This is a genomic window from Bacteriovorax sp. BAL6_X (assembly GCF_000443995.1).
Classification (GTDB): Bacteria; Bdellovibrionota; Bacteriovoracia; order Bacteriovoracales; family Bacteriovoracaceae; genus Halobacteriovorax_A.
On record NZ_AUMC01000010.1, the window covers coordinates 769,458 to 791,171 of the forward strand.

The window sequence follows — 21,714 nt, forward strand, 5'->3', positions numbered from 1 at the left end:
ATTATATATTTGAGTACTTAAAAAAGAAGGCCCACATTTTGTGGGCCTTTCTTTTTATTATTGATTTAATTTGATTCCACTGTCAGAAATAGTAATCATCTTGTCTTTATAAAGCATTCCAATTGCCCTTTTAAAGGTCTTCTTACTCATATTAAGGAAGTTCTTAATATCTTCCGGAGAGCTTTTGTCATTTAAAAATGAGGAGCCACCGTTTCTTTCTAAGAAGTCGATAATAATATCTTTTGAATCCACAAGATTCTTTACACCTTGTTCTTGAAGGGCGACATCAACAAGTCCATCCTCACGAAGCTTTTTTACAAATGCTTTATAGTATTTTCCACAAGAGACGCGTTGGAAGATTTCATTCTTGTAAATCATACCAATGAATTTCTTGTTTACGATAACTCTAAAGCCTAATTCACTTTCTTTGGCGAGATAGACGTCAACTTCATCTCCTATGGAAATATCGAAATCTGAAGACTCAATATATTTTCCCAGTTTTGTTGTTCCAAAAATACGGCCTGTTCCATCTTCTTTACAGACGCGAACAATATGGGATTCGAATTTTCTAACTTTGATTTTCTGCTCATTTCCTGGAACAAGTAGATCTTTAGATGTACCCCAATCAAAGAAGGCACCAAATTCTTGAATCTCAATGGCATCTAGTAGGGCATATTCACCAACAACTGCAAGAGGAAGCTCTGTTGTTGCTACAAGCTCTCCTTGTGTATCGGGATAAACAAATGCCTTAACTTTTGAACCTACATCAACTTTCAATGGCGCAAAATTCTCTGGCAGAAATACTTCCTGCGTATTCTCTTCATCAATTAGTGTGTAACCGTTATGAAGTTTTTTTAGGACCTTTAGTATATTGTTTTTTCCCACGTGGAGCATTTGGTTTTGCCTTTGGTTTTGGATTTTTATTAAAAGTTTTTTTCACTTCAGGTGCACTTGCTGCTTTTGCCGCACGCTCTTCACGAGTTCCACGGTTCTTAATGATTAGGCCATTTAAGAACTTTCTGAGAACTTGATCACCACATTCTTTGTAATTTGGGTGATCATCTTTGCGAAATAATGCTGATAGCTCAGTCTTTGTCATTTCAAAATCAACAAGTTTTAATATTTCGATAATTTCAAAATCTTTTAGAGAAAGAGCAATTCGTAGTTTTTTTAAAATATCGTTATTCGTCATTATTTCTTTCCTAGATGGTCAAATAGCTCATTTAATCCTCGACGGCGACGAGCTTTCTTCTTTTCAATAATGATTTCTTGAGCTTCTTCTTTTTCAATCTTGGCCTTTGTTTCTTTCTTGCGCTTTTTCTGCTCTTCAAAATTGTCTTTGGCGATTGATACTTTAACAGTTCTTCCATCAAGCATAGAGCCATCAAGGCCATCGACTGCCTTTTGTGCCATTTGTTCATTTTGCATTTTTATAAAAGCGATACCCTTACTCTTTTGAGTTCCTGGGATTGTTAAAAGGTTTACATCTTGTACACGTCCATAACGTGAGAAGATACCTTTCAATTGCTCAGAAGTGATCTTATAATTGAGATTACCTATGTAAACAGTTTTCATTTTTTACCTTAATTTTTAGTGTTAATGGGCCAACTTAGCACTAAATGTTTGAGAAATGGGAAAAAATGCCAAAATCAGGTAATTTATTTGCGCTATTTTAGAAGGAATCCCAGATAAATTGGGCGACTTCTCCTAAATGGTGCTCCTTTTTATGACCTAAGCAGAAGGTGACAGGTACTTTTGTTTCGAGATGCTTTAAATGGATAAGTTGTCCTTTCTTTAACTCCTTTTCAATTAATGAAAAAGGGAGTCTTCCCCAACCAAATCCATTGAGAATAATCTCCTTTTTAGAAGGGGTATCTGTAACCCTCCATTTTAGTGAGTCTTCAATAACCCCAATACTTGTAGAGTCATCTGGAATGGTACTTCGTTGAATAATCTGTGGAAATTGGGAAAGACTTTTAAAGTTCTGTTGCTTCTTTGGAAGCGCTAGAAATGGATGGTCTTTTGCTACCACAAGATACATGTCTACTTTGCCAACGATCTTATAATCAAAATTTTTGATACTTGAGAGATCTTCAAAGATTGCAAGGTCGACCCTGTCGTTTAAAAGCATTTTTTCGCCACTCAGTACTTCTCGCTCAAGAATGATTTCTGTAGAAGGGTAGCGGGCCATGGCCTTTTTGATAATTGGATACAATTTATCGAGGCCGTAAATTCCAGAGACTGAAATCGATAATCTTGTTTCAACATTTGATGAGATTTGCTGAGTTCTATGAATAAGTTCATCATACTGTTTCGTAAGTTTTGATGCCTCGCTTAAGAACTCTTCTCCTTTAGCAGTGATTGTTGGCCTATATGATGAACGATCAACGAGCTCAAAGCCTACTTGTTCCTCGAGATTGTTAATTGAGTAAATTACCGCCGACTTTGCCTTTGAAAGCTCCGAGGCGGCCTTCGTAAAGCTACCAGCTTTCTCTAAGGCCTGTAGACATTTTATCTGTTCAATTGTTATCCACATCATGGTCGAATTATAGCACATGTTGTCGCTAATAATGATCTTTATTTTCCTCTGTATTTTGTTAAGATATTTTAAAAATTATTTCATAATTCAAACGGAGGAATATTATGAGTAAATTTATGGTTATGGCCCTTGCGGTATTTACTGTATTTGCAACAAATGCTGAAAAAATTGATACTTCTAAATCAACTGTTTTTTGGCAAGGTACTAAGGTAACAGGTCGTCACTTCGGTACAGTTAAAATTAAATCAGGTGATGTAAAGCTTGAAAAAGGTCAACTTGTATCAGGAAAAGTTGTTGTTGATATGAACTCTTTTACTGCAACAGACCTTCAAGGTGAGTGGTTAGATAAATTAAACGGACACCTTAAAAATGAAGACTTCTTTCATGTATCAAAGTATCCAACTGCAACACTTGATATCAAAAAAGTTGAAGGTTTCACTGTAACTGCTGATCTTACAATCTTAGGAAAGACAAAAGAAGTTAAGTTTTTAGCGGCACAAAAAGGGAAGAACTTTGTTGGTTCACTAGAGTTTAATCGTACAGACTTTGGCCTTAAGTATGGATCTGCTTCATTCTTTAAGAGTCTTGGTGACAAAGCGATTGATGATAAAGTTAGTTTAGCATTTGATGTTGTTGTAAAGTAAAATAAACTTTCTTAGACTCCAATAAAAAAGGCCGCTATAAGCGGCCTTTTGTTTTTATGTTAATTTCTTATCTAAGTATCTTTGAGTAACAACAGCTCCAATTATATCACCTTCAACGTTTACGGCCGTTCTAAAAGTATCCAGGGGCCTTTCAATTACCAGAAGAATACCAATTGCCTCTAGGGGAATTCCCGCGGCCAGAAGAACCATTTGCATCCCTGACATTGATCCTGATGGCATTCCCGGTGCACCTACTGAAGAGAGCATGGCCATAAAGAAGATGGAGAACATGGCAACACCTGAAAGCTCGACTCCATAAAGATTAGCTAAGAAGATAGCTGCAATCCCTTCAAAGAGGGCCGTCCCATCCATATTCATTGTGGCCCCTAGTGGGAAAACAAATCCACTAACACCTTTTGATACGCCTAATTCCTCTTCACAAGTTTGCATTGTTACAGGAAGAGTCGCAGAACTCGACGCTGTTGAAAGAGCAAGAAGTAAAGGTCTTGCGGTCTTTTTAAATAACTTCACAGGGTTTAGTCCGCCAAAGAACCAAGCAATTGATGGAAGAACAAGAAGTCCGTGAACCATTGTTGCCCCAAAAACTAAGAGGGCAAATGAGAGAAGCTCCGAAAAGATATCTCCTGATACTTTGACTTTGAAGTCAAAGACAATGGCAAAAATGCCAATTGGACTTAAGTTGATAATCCAATGGAGAACCCGATTAATAACGATATTGAGATCCTTAACAATTTGATAAAGGGGACTCGAGGTATGATGAACAATAAGTAAAGAAAGTCCTAGAAGTAGGGCCGCAGTCACAATTCCAAGAATATTATTATTTGCTAGGGCATGAAATGGATTAACAAGTGCAGTTGTAAAAACATTTTTAATAACAAGTGGGATTGAGTTAGATCCTTCTGCAATAAACTTTGCAGGCTTTTGCTGCTGTATTGAATCTTTGGTCTTTATTGTTACCCCAGAGTCTTTCCATGGGTGAATAAAGAAGACTGCTGATAATCCAATAATAATTGCAATGATTGTCGTTGAAATATAATAAGTAATAGTCACCATTCCCATAGATTTAAGTTTTGTGATCTCACCAATACTAATAATCCCACCTATTAGTGAGAAAAAAATCATTGGTGCAATCATCATCTTGAGAGAGCTGATGAAGACATCCTTAATCATAACAATAATTTGATAAATATCTGGTGGGTTTTTTGACGTTGCCCAAAGTGGATCACCAAAGATTGATCCTAAAATATATCCAAGTACACCTGCGACGAGTACCCAGAAGCTTAAGTTTTTGACTACTTTACTCATTTATTATCCTTTCTGAAAGTACATGAATGTTTATTTTAATCCTTAATTAGAATTAAAAAAAGGTTTATAATACTTCTTATGAAAGAAAGATGTGCATGGTTAAAGTTATCTAATAAACAATATGTCGACTATCATGATAAAGAGTGGGGAAGGCCTGTTCACGATGATCGAACTCTATTTGAATTCCTTATTTTAGAAGGCGCTCAGGCCGGCCTTAGCTGGGAAACTGTTCTTAACAAAAGAGATCATTATCGTAAGGTTTTCTATAATTTTGATGTAAAGAAAGTTTCTAAGATCACGCCTGCCAAGATCGAAAAGCTCTTATTAGATCCAGGCATTATTAGAAATCGCCTAAAAGTTGAGTCAACGGTATCGAATGCTAAATACTTTATTGAAATACAAAAAGAATTTGGAAGCTTTGATAAATATATTTGGTCATTTACGAATGGAAAAACAATTTACAATACTTTTGCAACTCTAAAAGATTATCCTTCGAAGACTGAGCTAAGTGATAAAATTTCAAAAGATTTGAAAAAGAGGGGATTCCGCTTTGTGGGAAGTACAATTATATATGCTTTCTTGCAGGCCTGTGGAATTGTTCAGGATCACAGTCCAAATTGTTACTTACATGGAAAAAAACTTGTAAATAGGTCTTATAAATAGCAACTCAATTTATTGTTTGGCCATTGTCTAAAAATACTTCCTTCTTCGGTTTGTTCTCTGTCACTAGAAATTTCGAAAGTAATGAGAAGATTGCAGGTGTTAAGAATAATGTGATAACTGTTGAGATCGCTAGGCCCCAACCCATCGTTAACATCATCTCTGATAACATTGAATCATAACCAGCAAAACCGTAGGCCGTTGGCAGAACTCCAATAACAGTTGTTAGAGTTGTTAGGATAATGGCCCTAAGTCTCGTTGACGAGATTTGACCAATTTGCTTAAACAGCTCGTTCTTATCAGTGGTAAATTTTGTATCTTTGATGAGTTTATCGATGAGGACAATCGAGTCGTTAACGACAACCCCAATCATTCCTAGAGCACCAATAACTGCAAAGAAACCAAAGATTTCCATATTATGGGCCATGAGAATATAGATAACTCCTGAAACGCCAATTGGTATAATTGTCATAATAATTAGAGGTGCGGACAGGGACTTAAACTGAATTGTTAAAATCATATAGATAAGAGCGATAACGAGGAAACCGGCCATCATAAAATCACCTGTTGATTCTCTAGTCTCTTCAATTTCACCAACAAAGTTAATAATTGATGAAGGATACTTCTTTAAGATATCTGGAAAAACCTCGTTCTCATAATGATCAGCCACTTCTAGAGGAGTAACGCCTGAGCTTTCTTCAATATCAGAATAGACCATTGTTGTTCGCTTATAATTCACGCGCTCAATATTAGATGGTTTAATTACTTCTTCAATTGTAATAAAGCGCGAAATCGGTACATATCCACCAGTACCATTGTCAATTCTAAGTTGTTTTAATCTCTCTATATCAACTTTGTAGTTCTTGGCCACAGTAAGTCTAACTTCAACCTCTTCATCCGTACTCTTAAGAGTATAGAGAACTGTTCCTTGAACGAAAGTACGAAGGGAAGTGGTAACATCACTTGGAGTAAGTCCAAATCTCAAAATCTCATTTTGATTGATTTTAAAATTATATTCTTTTGTATTTATCGGCCTTTCAATTTCTACATTCTTTAGAGTTTTATTATTCTTTTGGTGTTGCGCAAGAAGGTCTGCGATCTCGGCCCTAATCTTGTCATCATTTTCTTGTATTTGAATTTCAATAGTTGATCCTGATCCACTTCCCCAGCGTGATTTAAAGAAGCGTACTTGCTCAATATTTGGCAGATCTTTCATTTTATTTTTTAAAATATCGATTATCTGGTTGGCCGATAACTTTCTTTCATCTGCTGGTAGGATTTCAATATTGATATTGGCACGGTTGTAATTAACGGCACCACCGCGTCTCGATTGTCCAATATTTGAGCGGAAGCCCACTATGCTTAATTCCTTCGTTTGGGAAAGAAGAATATCTTCGATTGGTTTTAGGTATTCATTCATTTCATCTTTAGATGTTCCTTTCTTTGTGTAAACACTTAAACTTAGCTCTTTACTTTCTTCTCTTGGAAACATGACAAACTTTAGTTTAGTTTTGAAGAGATAGCCTGAAAACGCTGTCGAGGCTATGAAGATTACTATAATTAGAGCACGGTAGTTTAGTGCCTTTGCTAGAACTCTAGCATAGATGTCTTCGTACTTTCTAAACCAACTTATTTCATCATTATGTTTTTTCTTAGGTTTTCTTTGAAAAACGTGAGCAGGAAGAACTGTAAAGGACTCTAGTAGGGAGGCCACAAGCATCATGGTGATAATAAATGGTAAGACGTAGACAAATTTACCAAACCAACCACCAAAGAAGAGAAGTGGGAGAAAGGCCACACATGTTGTCGCAATAGCACTTGTAATTGGCATTAAAAGACTTGCAGCATTTGTTGTTACCTTATCCATTAACTCTTTTAGAGTACCTTTGTGATCTTCTGTGATTCGGCCAATATTTTCTGCAACAATAATGGCATCATCGACAACAATCCCCATCACTATAATAATAGCAGCTAGGGTCATATTATTAATAGTGTAATCAAAAATGAGCATACAGATCAGGGTAAAACAAAGCGTAAAAGGTATCCCCATACTTACCCAGACTCCCGATTTAAAGTCGAGGAATAAAAAGAGAACAAGCACGATAAGTGCAAACCCTAATAACCCGTTACTTGCAACAATAGCGAGTCTATTCTTAACATCATAGGATTCATCATCTAGAGTCACGATTTTTAGATCATTGAGTTGACCCTTCTTATATTTTTCAATAAAGGCAACAGTGGCCTTATTTGCTTCAAGAATATCAACGTTATGACTCTTCTTTAAGTTAAGCATGATTCCTTCATGGCCATTGATTTTATAGATGCTATTTGTTTTTTCATAAGACTTTCTAAAGGTGGCAATTTGATCGAGCGTAATACCTTCTCCTTCATAATTTCCTGTTACAAGAAGGTCCTTAAAGTCGCTCTCATCAATTAGTTCATTGATAGAAGTAACTTTCGACTGTTGAGTATCTTCAAGAACACCAATAGGGGCCCTAATATGACTTTCTCTTAGGCTTGAAACAACTTTATGAATAGAAATTCTATTCTCTTTGATTTTTGCAGGACTCAGAAGAATATGGTTTTCAGGGTCAAGGTAACCACTTCGATCAACACCTGAAACGGCTGGTAAGGTTTTTACTTGGGTTTCAAAGTTACGAACTAGTTGTTGTAGACGTTCGCGATCCGCTACAGATAAGTCTCTTTTTCCTTCTAGATAGAAGCCAATATCAATATATGCTTTCTCAGATGATTTGAACTGGTGAAAAGTTGGTAGCTTCGCTTCGTTGGCAAGGTCTGCACGAAGTGCTGCATCCTGAATATCTAAATAGACCTCTCTTGGGTTAGGGTAATTTTCAAGCATAACAACGGTAATTGAACTCGAACCTGTTGAAGAAACAGAGCGAACCTCTTCAATACCTGCAACATCTTTTAATTCTTCTTCAATTGGCTTAGTAATAAAGAACTCAACATCCTCGGCACTGGCACCAGGAAAGACTGTCGAGATTCGAACATAAGGAGATTCGAAGTCAGGCATTTCTTCTTTTGGGATTTTTGTCCATGCAAAGATTGCGATGACAAAGACACTGAAGAATAGAACATTAGAAATTAGGAGATTATCGATAAAGTATTGTATAAATTTTTTCATATTTTAATTTTAAGTGGCCAAAATCACGAGGTCAAACTCTTTAAACTGGTCACTGGCCTTTGTGTTAAAATTTGGATGTAACAATTTTGTTTTCCGCTACGAATACTTATACGAAGAATGTTAAAGAAAGTTTCATGGAGGTAAAATGAAGTTTGTTCTCTTAACTATATTAGTCGCTTTTTGCCCTCGGATACATGCGGCCAAGGTAACAGCAATATTCGGTGGAGGCTGTTTTTGGTGTATGGAAGCGCCATTTGAGAAGCTTAAAGGTGTAGAATCTGTCGTTTCTGGCTATACGGGGGGGACAAATGAGAACCCCAACTATATGGAGGTTTCTAGTGGTAGTAGTGGTCATGTTGAAGTCGTTCAGATTACCTATGATGATTCCCTTGTTAGCTATGAAGAGTTACTTGAAGTATATTGGCAAAATATTGATCCGACTGATAGTGGTGGACAGTTCTCCGATCGTGGTAGTCAGTATCGAAGTGTTATATTCTATGAAAGTGAGAAGCAGAAAGAAATTGCCCAAAACTCCAAAAACAATCTTGAGGCCTGTAAGAAGTATGACAAACCAATTGTTACGTCCATTGAAAAGGCCCATAAATTCTTTCCAGCAGAAGATTCTCATCAGGACTACTATAAGAAGAATCCGATACGTTATAATGTTTATAAAGAATTATCTGGAAGAGCGGGCCATATTCGGGATGCCGCTTCAAAGCCACTAAAATGTGAGAAGAAAAAAACAAAGGATAAAGTTATGTATAAGAAACCAGATCTAAAAGAATTAAAAGAGAAGTTATCTCCACTCGAATTTGAAGTAACTCAAAACGATGCAACAGAGAGGCCCTTTGCTAACAAGTACTGGGATCATAAGGAGGAGGGGATTTATGTTGATGTTGTAACTGGAGAACCTCTTTTTAGCTCTCTTGATAAATATGACTCAGGATCTGGCTGGCCAGCATTCACGAAACCAATTGATCAAAAAGTTGTTAGCACTAAGCAAGACAATAAACTACTTATGACTAGAACGGAGGTGCGCTCTTCAAGTGGAGACTCTCATCTGGGTCATGTATTTGATGATGGCCCAGGACCAGAAGGTAAACGCTATTGTATTAATTCTGCCGCTATGCGCTTTATTGCAAAGGCCGATCTAGAGAAAGAAGGCTATGGCCAGTACTTGGTATTATTTAAGTGACTGAAATTACATTATGATTTAATCTGTTTTCTTTAAAGATTAGGCCCAAGTCACCGATAAGACGACGAGGGCCTATGAGAAGACTATTTACCTATTTAATTGTATTCAATTTTACGTTTAATTCATTTGCATCATGTGGTGGTGTTCTTAAGTCATTTCTTGGAATGAGAAAGAGTTCTTTCTATGACACACCTGAATATGCGCTAAAGCAAAAGATCAATAAGCTTGAGGTCTTAAATAATCGCTTGAGAAACTCTAGTGAGCACCAAGAGCCAGCTACAACTTTGGCAATTTGGAAAAAAATTGAAAGACTTGATAATAATATCTTTACGAAACACTATTCAGTTAACGTAAGAGACTGGGAAGTCTTCTTTCGTGAGTTTGAGATGAACTTTATCTCATTTCAAAGACTTTCAGATATTAATAAGAAGTTTGAATCAACTGAGATCACAAAATCGAAACTTAAGAGCTACATTAGTTCAAAAGGCCATAGCAGTGAATTTCAAGAATTTATTCTTTCAAAATTTGAAAACTCACCAAACTCAGAAATTTTCAAAACCCAATTAGACAAAGAAGTACAAAGTAACCTTCTTCATATTGGTAATCACTACTATGAGTATCGACTTGTGAGAGAACACTTAAGGGACCTTCGTGGTAGTGACCTTTGTCATAGTGAATGTGAAGAACAGCTTAAAATTCTTCTGGAGAATCTCGGTGTGGAGAGTGAGAAAGAGCAGCGAAGCCTTCCTATTTTCTTTAAAGGTGTAAAAAGGCCTGATCTTGAGGAGCTAACTAAAGTTGTTCACGAGAACCCTGTTGCCCTGATAACAAAGCTTAAGAAAGAGAGAAATGCTGAGGTTATAAATTGGCTAATCTCACTTATGCTTCAGCCTGAAATCATTGATTCAATTATGGGGCTTGTTTATAAATCGAAGCGAATTGGAAAGTACCGTGCAGTTCGTATCTTTCAGGCATTCTATAATGCACAGGCTAGAACGATTCATTTTCCAAAAATCAATAGTATCGTAAAGAGTTTTAAAAATGATATTGAAAAGAGTTATTCTCACTTAAAGAATGTAAATACATCTGTTCCTAAAGATGAAATTCTTGTTACCTTTGCTCGTATGGTCGATGCTCTTGCGGTAAAGAAATGGAAAATTTTAAAAGAACATGCCAAAACTGTTGATTCAAAGTTTTATGAACGCATGATTGCCGCTGAAGAGAAGGCCGTTGCTCGTGGTGATATTAGTATCACACATAAAAGAAGCCTTATTGGACAACTTATTCAATTTATTCCAGCCTCAACGCCAATTTATCTTTATCAAAGGTCTAAGTTAGAAGAGAGGGCAACTGTTACTGAAGTTGATGAAAATGGTGAAGAAATCGAGCCAAACTCTCAGGAGTCTAACCCTGTAGTTTCAATTGAGCACGGTGATGAAATGGATCTTGCTCTGGAGGAAGTTGCAGAAGTTATGGCAGAAGTACAAGAGACTGAAAGAAATCCTTCATCGGTTGAAGTCAGTTGGATTGAGAAGTTTTTTAGTCGAATTCAGTCATTCTTTAAAGTGGAAGGTTAGACGTGAAAATAGTATTGATCTCTCTAATACCACTCATTACATTCGCTGTTGAAAGAGACTTTCAGGTAATGAAAATTTTTAAGAAGGGCGAATTTAGAGAAGTGAAAATTTATAAGGGAAGGAATAACTCTCTAATGAATAAAGAATGTTTAAGTTCTAATTTATGCCTCAATGCGAAGGTTGCGCCTAGGGAAGGAAGTGGGCTTACTGGACATCCTGGATCAAAGGCCTGCAAGGAATTTAAAAATAGTCAGTATAAGATTTTAAAAGATAAGGATAATAATCAGTATGGCTTTTGCCTTTTTTCTGATGGAAGCTTAAAGAGTGCTTGGAGTTTAATCCATGATTAAATTACTAATTATTCTTATGCTCTCTCTTCCTGCTTTTTCTTTAGTGATCACTGAAGATATGCGTTGGAAAGAGTATGAACATAGCGCCTATCAATACCTCCCTCCAATGGGAAGTGAAAAAGTTGTTAATAAAGTAGAAGTAAAAACGAACCCGATTGTTCGCGATCAAGATGGGTTTGGGACATGTTATTTATTTGCCATGACTTCTTTAATGGATCAGTCATGCTTAAAAAGTGGTAATTGTACAAAAGACGATCAAATCTCTGTTTTAGATGTTCTAGGAAAAACTCAACTAAAGTCAGGTGACCAAAGTGAATTTCTTGGACTTAACGGTGGTAACCTTTCTCAAGTTATTGATGCTTTAACAAAAGGTGAGAAAGTAAGTCTTAAATTTGCAAAAGAAGAGTGCGCCCCTTATCAACAAATTGAAAATTATAACAATCCAGATAATGATTTTCGAATAGTCAATTATCCTCAGTTACTTGCAATCAATGAAATATATCATCAGGTTAAGGATAGTTCTTTAAAAGACGGTGTTTGTAATAAATGCACAGAAGATTTTTTTAAGGACTTCTTTCCTTTTAGCTCAAGTATGTTGGAAAGCCTTTCTCGTGCAGCAACAAAGATCACTTCAATAAATGCTTTTGAAGAGTTTTTAAATGAAGTACTTATTCCGAAGAAGTGTCAGGAAGACAAAAGTCAGATTAAGCTAGCGCCAATTGGATTTAAACAAGAACGTATTAGCGATGTTGAAAAATTTAGAAATAAAATGACTGAACTTTTTGAAAAAGATAAGTCTGCCGCAATATCGAGTTGTACTTGGACTCGTTATTGCAATGACCCTTCCATTAAGTATATGGAAATGTGTCCAAAGGAGCAGAGGAAACGTTATTGTGGAGGCCATGCTTATTTACTAAGTGGATTTCGAAAGATTTGTGATGATAAAAACAAATGTCGAAATCAATACCGTGTCCACAATAGTTGGGGAAAAAACTTTGAAGTTTTTAATGATAATGGTTGGGTAAACGAGGACTCCCTTTTTAAGGCTTACTTAGATTTAGGCAACCAGCTCGTTACATATACTGAAGATTAATTATTAGCATCCAATCGTACTCTACATGTCGAACTCTTTGTTTGAGCATCATTAATTTTAAGGTTTGGATGTTTTCTTAACTTTCTTAAAGCTCTTTTTTCCATATTATAAAATAAACTCTCTCGCTCTAATTCGTCACAACCCTGTGTCCATCTCTTTGTTACCTTAAAAAACTTATTGGCCTCTTTAACAATGCGTATATCGATAATATAGTCTTCTGTTTTTGTAATACCACAATCATAGCATTCATCCATCATTGTTTTGTAACCTTGCTTTGCAACGATATCTGGAAACATGTAAGAAAGAGTTTCTTTCGCATGTTCTCTAATATTATCAATATTGTCGCTAAGGGAACTTCCGTCGCAGGTATAGGTTAGATATTCTTTAAAGTTCTCCTTTATAGAAGAAATCGATGACTCTGTTAGCTGAACGCATTCATCATACTCTCTGCAATCCTCTGTCATATATTCCGAAAAACTCGCTACTTCTTCGTCGATATGCTGACAGATAACATTTTGTTTTTTCTCAAAAGAAAGTAGGTCGTAGAGACCGTTCATTTTTGTCGTGTCATAGTATGTGAGATCTTGGATAAGCTCACTTAAGTTGATTTTATTTTGCTTGTCGAGTTCATTAAGTAGTTCTTTTTCTGAACTAGAGATACCATATTCTGATTTATTCTTAGCGGCAACTAATTGTCCTAATTCAGTAATAAGGTTATAGTTCTCTTTTGCTTTGTCAGGATTGTTCTTTATATAGTCGATAGCGGCCGTTAACTTCTGATCTTCACTAAAGTCTTTTAAGCTAATGCTCATCTCCGTAGCGTGACGCTTTTTCAATACCCAAGAGTCTTTATATGCTGAGTCTTTGTAGAGTTTGTCGAAATAATTGATATTTTCCTTTTCTAAATATTTTGAAAGCGTCTGACGTAGTAGAAAATCTCTATAGCGAGAACCCTCAACAATTTGAAGTACACGTGTTGGCATCTCTTGAGCGAGCTTTTCCATACATTCTTTTTGGCATTTACTTAGCTCATATTGAGAGCCATCAGGTGCATAATAGATCTTTGCCTGTGTAGAAAGTGTACAAAGTGTAAATAAAAATAACAGATGCTTTTTCATAAGTGCCTATAATTGTTAAGTTTAAATTATATCTACCTATATAAAAGCAATTGGGATGCCAGAATTGGGCCTCGTTTAAGAGGCCCTGGTATTTCTATCTTAGAATGTGGTTTTGGATAATTGTTTTTATTTTTTGAGTCGACTCTTTTGAGTCGTAAGCAGGTCTTGAACTCATTTGATCATCCAACTCAAATAGTCTTGCCCATAGAGGCGCACCTGTCTTCTTAAAGTCAATCTTCACTGAGTCTTCTGAGTAAAGTTCCTTATCCCAAACTTTTACAACATCACGCCAAAAGTACTTGTGTGATTTCCACCAGTCAATTGCTGGCTGACAACGACTGTCTGCAACTTTCTCATAAGTGTTATAACTTTTTTCCATTGCTAACTTAAGCTCCATCCCATTCTCAAGCATATCTAATTTGATATTGTCTTGATCGTGAACATGCCCGTAAGAAGTTTGCTCATGGCGATTCGTTCTTCTAAGAACATTGTAGTCACTTCGCTTAGAGAATTCTCTTCTTGGAAGAGGAGCGTTTGCTGTACACTCCCAGTAAGAAGTCTTGTCTGTATGAATCCAAGGAGCAGAACACTCATATCTTGGAGAGTCATCAACTTGATAAACTCTTTGGACCCAATTTCCTTGTGGGTTCTTTACGGCCTTATTATCCCAATTACTAAATCCTCTATAGTCTAGTGCATTTGTCGCTTCCCAGTCCCACTGCTGTCTCCAGTGCTTAACGATAGCATGTGGAGTAACTAAGATATGTTGTAAGTTAACCATATCTTCATTTTCAGAATCAACGAAGATCCACTCTAGCGCACCTGAAGCGTAACGATCGTAAAAATCGTAATCATTGCTATAAGCAAATGTTTCAGCTGATTGAAATTTAATTGCATAGCATCCAGTCATCTTTTTGATCTCTTGGATATCTTTACTCTTGTCGATTGTTAATCCTGCAAATGCTGGAAGAGCAAGCGCAAGAAGTACTAGAAATTTCATATTTTCTCCCCCGAAAATGGTTGCGTGTAAATAGTGATTGATTATTAGAACTCGTGTATGACTTGTCAAACTAAATTGGGCCAAATAATTTGAATTTCTTTTCTGTGATGCGCAGCCAATGGACGAAGTTATTGGTTTTATTATAGAATAGGGCGTTTTATAAATTTCTTTAAACACATAACACGGGATGTAAAATGTCAGACAATTCAAAGATCATTTACACTATTACTGATGAAGCACCAGCGCTAGCGACTCAGTCTCTTCTTCCAATCGTTAAAGCTTTTACAAAGCATGCAGGGATCGATGTTACAACTCGTGATATCTCACTTGCTGGAAGAATTCTTGCTCATTTTCCTGAATTCCTTTCAGATGAACAAAAGCAATCAGACGATCTAGCGTACTTAGGTGAGCTAGCAAAAAAAGCTGAAGCTAATATCATTAAGCTACCAAATATCTCAGCATCAATTCCTCAGCTTTCAGCTGCAATCAAAGAACTTCAAGACCACGGTTTTAAGGTTCCTAATTATCCTGATTCGCCATCAACTGATGAAGAAAAAGATATCCAAGCTCGCTATGCTAAAGTTCTTGGTTCAGCTGTAAATCCAGTTCTTCGTGAAGGTAATTCTGATCGTCGAGTTGCAGGACCTGTAAAAGAATACGCAAAAGCAAACCCACATAGAATGGGTGAGTGGAAGAGTGACTCAAAGTCACATGTTGCTCATATGGACGCAAATGACTTTTATGGTTCTGAAAAATCAGCAATCATGTCTAATGCTACAGATGTAAAAATCATATTAAAGCAAAACGATGGATCAGAAGTTGTTCTTAAAGAAAAGGTTTCTCTTCTTAAAGATGAAATCATTGACGCTGGTGTTATGAGTGCTAAAGCTCTTAGAGAATACTTCGCTAAGAATATCGCTGACGCAAAAGAGAAGGACATTCTTTTTTCTGTTCACTTAAAAGCAACAATGATGAAAGTAAGTGATCCAATTATGTTTGGTCACTGTGTAGAAGTTTACTTCAAAGATGTATTTGAAAAATATGCAGCTGAGTTCAAAGAGCTTGGTGTTAACTCAGCAAATGGTCTTGGTTCAGTTTACTCAAAGCTTTCTGGTCTTCCTGCTGAGAAGAAAGCAGAGATCGAAGGTGCACTAGATCTAGCAATCGAAAATGGGCCTCGTCTAGCAATGGTTGATTCAGATAAAGGAATCACAAATCTTCACGTACCATCTGATGTTATTATCGATGCTTCAATGCCTGCGGCAATTAGAACTTCGGGACAAATGTGGAATAAAGATAATAAAACTGAAGATACTAAATTCTGTATCCCAGATAGAAGTTATGCTCAGATGTATCAAGAAGTTATTACTTTCTGTAAAGAAAATGGTGCTTTTGATCCAAAGACAATGGGAACTGTTCCTAATGTTGGTCTTATGGCAAAGAAAGCTGAAGAGTATGGTTCACACGATAAGACTTTTAAAATCCCAGCGGCAGGAGTTGTAGAGGTTACTGATTCAGAAGGTAACACTGTATTTACTCACGAGGTTTCAGAGGGTGATATTTGGAGAATGTGTCAAACAAAAGACGTTGCAGTACGTGACTGGGTTAAGCTTGGTGTAACACGCGCTCGTCTAACAAATACTCCAGCAGTATTCTGGCTTGATGAGAATCGTGGCCACGATGCGAACTTAATTACAAAAGTAAACGAATACCTAAAAGATCACGATACAACTGGACTTGAGATCAAGATCCTTGATCCTGTAAAAGCAATCCGTTACTCAATGGAGAGAATCATTAAGGGTGAGGATACTATTTCTGTAACAGGTAACGTTCTTCGTGACTATCTTACAGACCTTTTCCCAATCCTTGAGCTTGGAACTTCTGCAAAGATGCTTTCAATTGTTCCTCTTCTTGCAGGTGGTGGATTATTTGAAACTGGTGCAGGTGGATCTGCTCCTAAGCACGTTCAGCAATTCACTGCTGAGAATCACTTAAGATGGGACTCTCTTGGAGAGTTTTTAGCACTTGGTGTTTCTCTTGAAGATCTTGCAATTAAAACTGGAAATACAAAAGCGAAGGTTCTTGCTAAAACTCTTGATGAAGCAAATACTGCATTCCTAAAGAATGATAAATCACCTTCAAGAAAAGTAGGTGAGCTTGATAATAGAGGTTCTCACTACTTTCTAGCTCAGTACTGGGCAAAAGCTCTTGCTGATCAAAATGATGATGCTGAGTTAAAAGAAATTTTCACTCCAGTTGCTTCAAATCTAGTTGAAAATGAAGCGAAGATTGTTGAAGAATTAAATAGTGCTCAAGGTGGTGCTGTTGATATGGGTGGATACTATCATCCAAATCTTGAATTAGTTGCAAAGGCAATGAGACCTTCATCTACTTTCAACACAGTTATTGATTCACTTTAATAAAATCAATCACTAATAAGAAGGCCCTCTAAAAAGAGGGCCTTTATTTATACGGCACGCATCTCATCTTTCGATTCAATATTTCTCAGCCAATTCCGTGCTTCGTTAATCGCGCCGTATTCAAAGACTGCAACATCAACACTATCTAAATGATCACTGACAACAGAGGCTGAGCTTCGAATTAACTTATTACTAGTACAAATGCCGACTTTTTCAATGTGTTTGCGGTTCTCTTTAAGGAATTCAAAATGTCTAAGCAGTGATCTTAGATCATCCCAGCCTGGAAATTGTTCTGAGTTTACAATAATACCAGAAATGATTTTAGTTTCTTTGTAAACTTGATTGAGAAGATTTTGAATTTTTTCAAAGTCATTAACTCGTAGGGGATGAGAAGATGTTAGAGTGAGGATATTGTCATTCTTATCAAAATGAAATTCGATATCTGATTCAACTTCTCGCATAAGCCAGTCTTTGGCAACGTCTAGCTCGTCTATATTGTAAGACTTAAAATCAATTGGAATAATTGGAGCAAATAACTTTACTGCTCCTGTGATAAGAGCACTGTCTGTCACAACGGCACATCTTTTCATGACGTTAAAATACTTTAGGCCCATGGCCGTATCTTCAAAGACTGCACCTGGTGTATAGCCTTCATAGGTTTCATTTAAGTAAAAAAGAATACCTACTTTCTCTTCTTTTCTTAAGGCCTTATCAAGGATTGGTTCAAGCACATTAATATAATCATCTTTAGTAATGCGGCCAGCTCCCTCTATTCCGACGATTCCCTTTTGTAAACCTTTCATCACTTTTAGCATATATTCTCCTTTCCGGTGAAGCTTTAACTGAGATAGTGATTACTTCATCGGAGAGGAGTGTAATATTTAAACTTAAGATTTTATTTATTTTAGAAGAATTTGATCGGCCAGCTCTTTGGTTAAGTAACCATCTGGAGTGATCCCTTGAGATACTTGGAATCGTTGAATTGCAGCAGTAGTTTGTTTTCCCGGTATCCCATCAACTGGGCCAGCTTCAAAACCTAGCTCATTTAGCTTTGCTTGAATCTTCTTTGCCATCTCAAAAGACATGAATGATTCTTCGTTCAAGTTGAATTTGTCAAAGTAATCACCACGCTTGGCGATTAAATCAGATAGAACACCTATTCCAAGAGCATATTTTTCAGAGTTATTCCATTTAAAGATCGTAAAGAAGTTTGGATATACAATAAACGCAGGTCCATTGGCCCCTTGTGGTAGATAGATTGCTGTTTTTCCACTTGTGTATGGGAGCTGAGTTCCGCCTCTTAAGGTGATTCCACGATCAATCCAGTACTGTAGGTCTTCTTTATACTTTAGGCCACTATGGAAATAGTCGAAGTCACTTGGAAGTTCAATTTCATGTCCCCAGCTTTCATCTCCCTTCCAACCAACTGATGATAAGAAGTTGGCCGACGAGCCAAGAAAATCACGACGACTTTCCCACATATTAATGTGGCCATCCTTATCGTAATCAATAGCGTAGGCCAGCATTGTTGAAGGCATAAATTGAGTTGAGCCCATTGCTCCGGCCCATGAGCCTTGCATGCGTTTAGTTGGGTATGTATAAATTCCTCTTTGAAGCATCGTAAGTGCGTTGATGAGTTCTCTTTTAAAGAATGCCGATCGACGCCCATCGTATGAAAGAGTTGCAAGAGAGCGAATAATATCAAGCTTACCTGTTATCGAAGAAAAGTTTGTTTCAAGGGCCCAGAACGATAAAAGAAAACGGTCTTGAAACTTATAGTCATCCCTAATATCAAGAAAGATATCTTCTAGCTCGGCCTGATACCTTTGGCCTTTTTCAATTCTTGCCTTACTAATTACAATGTCTAAGTATCTTCCGACACTCATAACAAACTCAGGCTGCCTACGGTCATAATTAATAACATCATCGTTAAATGTGACACCTTCAAAGGCGTCATCGAGTAGGGCGTATGAGAAGCCATGCTCCTGATTAAGCTCAATTTTTAGTTCATTTAGCCAGTCATTAAACTCTGTTGTTGGAGTAGTTGATGTGGCAAAAATATTAATTGCCAATAGCGTTATTGTGATTAGTTTCTTCATTGGATGAAGGTACACGCTAGGGTTCTCTATTTGAAGACGCGATGGGTCTATTGTTAGATTTTTTTATTATTTAGTACCTTAACTACCTGATTACTCATTGTAGTTAGGTGTCTAAACTTTGGGCCTTATAGAAACATTTTCAAATTATCAAAGAGTAGATTTATTAAGTGATAACTTATTTTTATTCAAATGATAAAAAATACTGATCCCTTTTAGGAGAATAAAGATGAAAAAACTTATGTTGGCCACTGCACTTATTTGCTCATTTTCTTCATTTGCAAACGAGCTTGATCTCAACCTAGAGGCCCAAGCTATTCAAGATGTTGAAGAAAGATATGACGAGTCAGGTCTTTATTACAACGTAAGATTAAGTATTCCAATTATTCCAAGTGATATTACTGGGGCCGTGGGCTATCAAAGTGAAGATGAGCTTTTTGAAGTTGAAGCATATGCAGGGGTTCGCGCCATTCGATACTTAAATGCTAACGATAAGTCTTTGCATATTCCATATGGTGCAAGAGTTCGTGTTGCACTTGATGATTCACGCAGTCTTTATTTAGAGTATCAACGAGAGGAAGTTGCAGACTTGGGAAATGACGATGGCCTTCTAGAGAAAGAAAATATGTTCTCACTGATAAAGTATAACTCAGATAAGACAATGTTCTTTGGTTGTGGTGTTGCTAAAAGTGTTCACCATGCTTGGAGTAATGAGAACCATAGTCCAGAAGACTCGACTTATGTTGAATGTAATTTTGGCCGAAAATTTTAAGCGAGGTACGCGGACACTTTTCGCAGTTTTAGCTACTTAAGCTTACACGTATTCAATTTTTCTCAAATATTTAATAGTTTTTCTTCTAAAAGAACAGATGCGCTCTGTTCTTTTTAGTTTTTAGGTCAATATCAATCTTATTTGCACTTATTTTTGATTTATTATTATCAAATGCGAAGTTAAGTACTTGAACTTGCGAAAAGTATCCGCGTACCAGAACTTGATAGTGGCGCGGCCGGGAGGACTCGAACCCCCGACATTCAGATCCGAAGTCTGACGTTCTATCCAACTGAACTACGGCCGCATTCGATATATTATATTCGGTATCTGCGGGCCAGTAAAGCCTAAGCTTTGTTATAGGCCATTTCTGTTAGAAATTGCATTGGAACAACTGCTATCGTTTCCTCATGGCAAGCTTCCAGGATAATTGGGCAGGCTTTTCCGGCCTTATACGCCGTAAGCCATCTGCCTGCGCAAAGGCACCAACGATCCCCTGGTTTTAATCCTGCAAATTGAAATTGTGGCATTGGAGTTGAGAGGTCATTACCATCCTCTCTAGAGAACTCAAGAAATTCTTCTGTGACAATACAGCAAACTGTATGCATTCCTCTGTCATTGATATCTGTGCGACAAAAACCATCACGCCAAAAGCCTGTCATTGGTGTACACCCGCACATCTGTAGGGGAGTTCCTAGTACATTTAAATGGGCGTTGCTTTCACTTGTCACAAATTTTCCTTCGTTCTTTAATAATCACTGTATTCAGTATCAATGTCATTATATGAGAGGGTGTTAACTTCATCAAGACTTTCTAAGACATGGTTATCATTTGAAAAATTGCTTTCAATATAGGCTAAATAATCCTTAACATTGCTTGTTGTATTAGAAGGTTGACTTACATTCAGGGCAAGAACGAGAGTAAGACAAAAAGTGGCACTAGCAAGCGCAATACTTAGCCATTGCTTTTTTTTCTTTTGCTTAAGTTTAAGATGGTCTTCAAACTTTGTTTTGAATACTGCCTTCATCTCTTTAGGCGGATTAATAGCCGCCTTTGATTTTAATTTTGTTTTAATATTCTTCTCATTAATTGAATCTTTCATAAAGACTCCATTTTATTTTCTAGTGTTTCTTTTAATCTCAACTTAGCGCGATTAATTAAGTTCTTTATCGCTTGCCTTGATTTTCCTAGGATTTCTGCGATTTCATCGCCTGAGCAATCATGCATCCAAAGGGTGATGGCCTGCCTTTGCATTGAAGGAAGTATTGAGATGGCCTCAATGATGACCTCTGAATTCACTTCATCAATAAGTTTTTCTAAAGCAGATAATTGATCGTCTTCAATATTTACGATCACACTTTCATCTGGAATACTTTGTTCCTTAATTTTTTTGAGGTAGTCATAACTTTTATTTCGTGCAATTGTCCAAAGCCAAGTCGATACCTGATATTCCTTCCGATACATTTTTCTTTTGTCATATAAAGTTAAAAAAGCATCGTGAACAATCTCTTGTGCCTTTTGTTCGTCTAAGAGAATATAATAAACGAATTGATATAACTTAGAACTCAATCTTTGATAAAGGGCCTCGAACGCCTGGTGATCATCATTTTTTGCAACGACTTCCATCAGGTCTGATGAGCCTAGTTTTGATAGCGAATTTGACCAGATAAAATTCTTCATTACACGCATACCTATTATACGAATATTGGTATCAAAGGTTTCACCCTTAATAATATACTATAATTTCCACTAGTTACTGGCGTGTGAAACTTTTTTTTA

Annotated in this window: 21 protein-coding genes and 1 tRNA gene; 8 read left to right on the forward strand and 14 right to left on the reverse strand. The window is 36.8% G+C overall.

Annotated elements, in window-relative coordinates; translation table 11 throughout:
* Positions 1–57: 57 nt before the first annotated feature.
* The 4 genes from M902_RS14360 to M902_RS14375 all read right to left on the reverse strand — a co-directional run bounded on the left by M902_RS14360 (position 58) and on the right by M902_RS14375 (position 2,539).
* Complete coding sequence (locus tag M902_RS14360) at positions 58–885, reverse strand: S1 RNA-binding domain-containing protein (protein WP_021268323.1); 828 nt, start codon at positions 883–885, stop codon at positions 58–60.
* Positions 842–1,192 (reverse strand): DUF1456 family protein, encoded by a 351-nt coding sequence (locus M902_RS14365; protein WP_021268419.1) that lies wholly within the window; start codon positions 1,190–1,192, stop codon positions 842–844. The genes M902_RS14360 and M902_RS14365 overlap by 44 nt, the downstream gene beginning before the upstream one ends.
* Positions 1,192–1,575 carry an RNA-binding protein gene (locus M902_RS14370; protein WP_021268095.1) on the reverse strand — a complete coding sequence of 128 codons (384 nt, stop codon included), beginning with the start codon at positions 1,573–1,575 and terminating at the stop codon, positions 1,192–1,194. Before M902_RS14370 ends, M902_RS14365 begins: the two co-directional genes overlap by 1 nt.
* 97 nt (positions 1,576–1,672) lie before the next feature.
* A complete protein-coding gene (locus tag M902_RS14375; protein WP_021268347.1) occupies positions 1,673–2,539 on the reverse strand; it encodes a LysR family transcriptional regulator in 867 nt (288 codons plus the stop codon).
* A gap of 104 nt (positions 2,540–2,643) precedes the next feature.
* Here M902_RS14375 and M902_RS14380 point away from each other — a divergent pair, with 104 nt between their 5' ends.
* Positions 2,644–3,183, forward strand: a complete 540-nt coding sequence (locus M902_RS14380; RefSeq protein ID WP_021268237.1) for a YceI family protein — start codon at positions 2,644–2,646, stop codon at positions 3,181–3,183.
* Positions 3,184–3,237: 54 nt separating this feature from the next.
* Here M902_RS14380 and M902_RS14385 read toward each other — a convergent pair whose 3' ends face one another.
* Positions 3,238–4,509: a dicarboxylate/amino acid:cation symporter gene (locus tag M902_RS14385; protein ID WP_021267879.1), complete on the reverse strand. Its 1,272-nt coding sequence runs from the start codon at positions 4,507–4,509 to the stop codon at positions 3,238–3,240.
* 78 nt (positions 4,510–4,587) lie between these two features.
* Between M902_RS14385 and M902_RS14390 the strand changes: the two genes are divergently transcribed.
* Positions 4,588–5,172, forward strand: coding sequence for a DNA-3-methyladenine glycosylase I (locus tag M902_RS14390; protein WP_021267900.1), 585 nt, complete (start codon positions 4,588–4,590; stop codon positions 5,170–5,172).
* 4 nt (positions 5,173–5,176) lie between these two features.
* Here the strand turns inward: M902_RS14390 and M902_RS14395 are convergent, their stop codons facing one another.
* Positions 5,177–8,317, reverse strand: coding sequence for an efflux RND transporter permease subunit (locus M902_RS14395; protein ID WP_021267866.1), 3,141 nt, complete (start codon positions 8,315–8,317; stop codon positions 5,177–5,179).
* Positions 8,318–8,462: 145 nt separating this feature from the next.
* Here M902_RS14395 and msrA point away from each other — a divergent pair, with 145 nt between their 5' ends.
* The 4 genes from msrA to M902_RS14415 all read left to right on the forward strand — a co-directional run bounded on the left by msrA (position 8,463) and on the right by M902_RS14415 (position 12,532).
* Positions 8,463–9,512, forward strand: a complete 1,050-nt coding sequence (msrA, locus tag M902_RS16725; protein WP_021268689.1) for a peptide-methionine (S)-S-oxide reductase MsrA — start codon at positions 8,463–8,465, stop codon at positions 9,510–9,512.
* Positions 9,513–9,586: 74 nt separating this feature from the next.
* Entirely contained in the window at positions 9,587–11,089 is a 1,503-nt protein-coding gene (locus M902_RS14405; RefSeq protein ID WP_021268610.1) for a hypothetical protein, read from the forward strand.
* 2 nt (positions 11,090–11,091) lie between these two features.
* The gene (locus tag M902_RS14410; RefSeq protein WP_040314881.1) at positions 11,092–11,439 is read left to right on the forward strand and encodes a DUF333 domain-containing protein; all 348 of its coding nucleotides are present in this window, start codon (positions 11,092–11,094) and stop codon (positions 11,437–11,439) included.
* Entirely contained in the window at positions 11,432–12,532 is a 1,101-nt protein-coding gene (locus tag M902_RS14415; RefSeq protein ID WP_021268671.1) for a hypothetical protein, read from the forward strand. Before M902_RS14410 ends, M902_RS14415 begins: the two co-directional genes overlap by 8 nt.
* Here the strand turns inward: M902_RS14415 and M902_RS14420 are convergent.
* Together M902_RS14420 and M902_RS14425 are read right to left on the reverse strand one after the other, a co-directional pair.
* Entirely contained in the window at positions 12,529–13,650 is a 1,122-nt protein-coding gene (locus M902_RS14420) for a hypothetical protein (RefSeq protein ID WP_021268679.1), read from the reverse strand. The genes M902_RS14415 and M902_RS14420 overlap by 4 nt on opposite strands.
* A 94-nt stretch (positions 13,651–13,744) precedes the next feature.
* The gene (locus tag M902_RS14425) at positions 13,745–14,650 is read right to left on the reverse strand and encodes a DUF6607 family protein (protein ID WP_021268266.1); all 906 of its coding nucleotides are present in this window, start codon (positions 14,648–14,650) and stop codon (positions 13,745–13,747) included.
* Positions 14,651–14,844: 194 nt separating this feature from the next.
* Between M902_RS14425 and M902_RS14430 the strand changes: the two genes are divergently transcribed.
* The gene (locus M902_RS14430; protein WP_021268277.1) at positions 14,845–17,070 is read left to right on the forward strand and encodes an NADP-dependent isocitrate dehydrogenase; all 2,226 of its coding nucleotides are present in this window, start codon (positions 14,845–14,847) and stop codon (positions 17,068–17,070) included.
* A gap of 47 nt (positions 17,071–17,117) precedes the next feature.
* Here the strand turns inward: M902_RS14430 and M902_RS14435 are convergent, their stop codons facing one another.
* Both M902_RS14435 and M902_RS14440 read right to left on the reverse strand, forming a co-directional pair.
* Entirely contained in the window at positions 17,118–17,885 is a 768-nt protein-coding gene (locus M902_RS14435) for an STAS/SEC14 domain-containing protein (RefSeq protein ID WP_021268154.1), read from the reverse strand.
* Between the two features lie 84 nt (positions 17,886–17,969).
* Positions 17,970–19,169: a lytic murein transglycosylase gene (locus M902_RS14440; RefSeq protein ID WP_156979902.1), complete on the reverse strand. Its 1,200-nt coding sequence runs from the start codon at positions 19,167–19,169 to the stop codon at positions 17,970–17,972.
* A 226-nt stretch (positions 19,170–19,395) separates the two neighbouring features.
* Here M902_RS14440 and M902_RS14445 point away from each other — a divergent pair, with 226 nt between their 5' ends.
* Complete coding sequence (locus M902_RS14445) at positions 19,396–19,938, forward strand: hypothetical protein (RefSeq protein WP_021267806.1); 543 nt, start codon at positions 19,396–19,398, stop codon at positions 19,936–19,938.
* Between the two features lie 227 nt (positions 19,939–20,165).
* Here M902_RS14445 and M902_RS14450 read toward each other — a convergent pair.
* From M902_RS14450 to M902_RS14465, 4 genes are all read right to left on the reverse strand, one after another.
* A tRNA-Arg gene (locus M902_RS14450) sits at positions 20,166–20,242 on the reverse strand.
* A gap of 40 nt (positions 20,243–20,282) precedes the next feature.
* A complete protein-coding gene (locus M902_RS14455) occupies positions 20,283–20,666 on the reverse strand; it encodes a DUF2237 family protein (protein WP_021268142.1) in 384 nt (127 codons plus the stop codon).
* A gap of 17 nt (positions 20,667–20,683) precedes the next feature.
* Positions 20,684–21,037, reverse strand: a complete 354-nt coding sequence (locus M902_RS14460; RefSeq protein ID WP_021268004.1) for a hypothetical protein — start codon at positions 21,035–21,037, stop codon at positions 20,684–20,686.
* Positions 21,034–21,615, reverse strand: a complete 582-nt coding sequence (locus M902_RS14465) for an RNA polymerase sigma factor (RefSeq protein WP_021268646.1) — start codon at positions 21,613–21,615, stop codon at positions 21,034–21,036. Before M902_RS14465 ends, M902_RS14460 begins: the two co-directional genes overlap by 4 nt.
* Positions 21,616–21,714 lie beyond the last annotated feature (99 nt).